The sequence below is a fragment of the Corynebacterium sp. genome, assembly GCF_012838985.1.
Lineage (GTDB): Bacteria > Actinomycetota > Actinomycetes > Mycobacteriales > Mycobacteriaceae > Corynebacterium.
The window spans coordinates 1-1,690 of the sequence record NZ_DUOE01000054.1; the positions used below are offsets into that span (position 1 = coordinate 1).

Sequence of the window (1,690 nt, forward strand, 5' to 3'; positions counted from 1 at the left end):
AAACCCATAAGCGCCGAGAACACTCAGCGCGACTACGCCCTCGCTGCCTAAGTAGCGACCGCGTGTCTGTCAGACCGGGCTCGTTCCCGACCCGGACCCTGGCATCGACTAGGGAACTTGCCGTCCGACCGCGTCAGCGGGGTCGGGCGGGACACCTACCGCTGACTGGGCCCATCATCCGGAACGTGTTCGTCCGAGCCGGAGGGCCGAGCAGAGATCCAGCGCGAACTGCGCACGGAGAAGCCCTGGCGAGGTGACGAAGGACCCGGGTTCAATTCCCGGCAGCTCCACCGAGAAGGCGACAGGCTCCGCATCCCAGTGATGCGGAGCCTTCGTCGATTCCGGGACGTAGGGTGGGGTGGGTCCGGCAGCCCGGGGAGGATCGCGGTCGACGTGATCTGCGTCTCTGTGGTTGACGAGTCCCCGACCTCCCGCTATCCTATGTTGTAGATACGTCAACAAATTACCTTGAGACTTAAGGGGAGCACACCATGTCCAAGATCTCTGATGCCATCCTGCGCGGCGTGACCGGCGCCTTCATCGCCAACTCCGGCGTGGGCAAGATCGGCATGCCGGCCGAGTGCTCTGCTGGCGTCCAGCAGGCCGCCGCCTCCGGCATCCCGGCCCTGGCCAAGCTGCCGTCCGACAAGTTCGGCACCTGGCTCGGCTACGCGGAGACCGCCGTCGGCGCCTCCCTGCTGGCTCCGTTCGTCCCGAACAAGGTTGCCGGCGCAGCCCTGACCGCCTTCTCCGGTGGTCTGCTGTCCATGTACTTCCGTAACCCGGAGAACACCGAGGCCGACGGTATCCGTCCGTCCCAGGAGGGCATGGCCCTGTCCAAGGACGTATTCATGCTGGCCATCGGCCTGTCCCTGCTGACCAAGGGCAAGAACTAGTTCGAACCTTCAGGGCGCGGTGCGGGTGTAACCCGTACCGCGCCTTTTGTCGATTTGGGGGTCTTTCTGAAGGCCAGGGTATTCCCGGGACCTTGTTCGGGGTGTTCGTGTATAGCGGCTGGTCACGGCGATATCAGACCTCTGTGCCACGGAAGGGATGTGGTGTAGAACACCTTCTGCTGGCTAAGGTGGGCCAAAGCAAAACCCCGCTGACCTTGTGGTTTGGTGGGGTGCCTGCGGCCGGAACAGATTTACATCGCAAGATAGGGTTGCCTAACTTAGGCTAGCCTTGTAATGTTCTCGCGCAGGGTTCCCTGACCATCAACAGCCAGGACGCTGGTACACGAAACATCACCGACAAAGGACACTGCTGAACATCATGGCTCGCATCCGCCACACCCTCATCGCCGCAGTCGCCGCATCCGCGCTGCTGCTGTCCGCCTGCTCCGACGCCACCGACACCAGCTCGGCGACGAACGAGACCGCCACCACCGCGGCCGCCGACGCCGGCACCATCACCGTCGAGGACAACCACGGCACCCAGGAGATCGCCCTCCCCGTCGAGGCGATCGCGTCCACGGACAACCGCTCCTTCGAGATCCTCGACGCCTGGGGTATCGACCTCGTCGCCGCGCCGAAGCAGCTGGTCCCCTTCACCGTCGAGGGCTACAAGAACGACGACGACATCATCGACCTGGGCACCCACCGCGAGCCGAACCTCGAGGCACTGACCGCCGCGCAGCCGGACCTCATCGTCAACGGCCAGCGCTTCGCGCAGCACTACGACGCCATCA

2 protein-coding genes and 1 other RNA gene are annotated in these 1,690 nt (G+C 64.2%); all 3 read left to right on the forward strand.

Annotation, left to right across the window (positions count from 1 at the left end):
• Positions 1-293, forward strand: a transfer-messenger RNA (tmRNA) gene (ssrA, locus tag GXZ33_RS03350); the annotation flags it as partial.
• A 198-nt stretch (positions 294-491) separates the two neighbouring features.
• A complete protein-coding gene (locus GXZ33_RS03355) occupies positions 492-896 on the forward strand; it encodes a hypothetical protein (protein ID WP_291339430.1) in 405 nt (134 codons plus the stop codon).
• A 379-nt stretch (positions 897-1,275) separates the two neighbouring features.
• Positions 1,276-1,690: ABC transporter substrate-binding protein (locus GXZ33_RS03360; protein ID WP_291339431.1), on the forward strand; the 415-nt coding region annotated here is incomplete at its 3' end.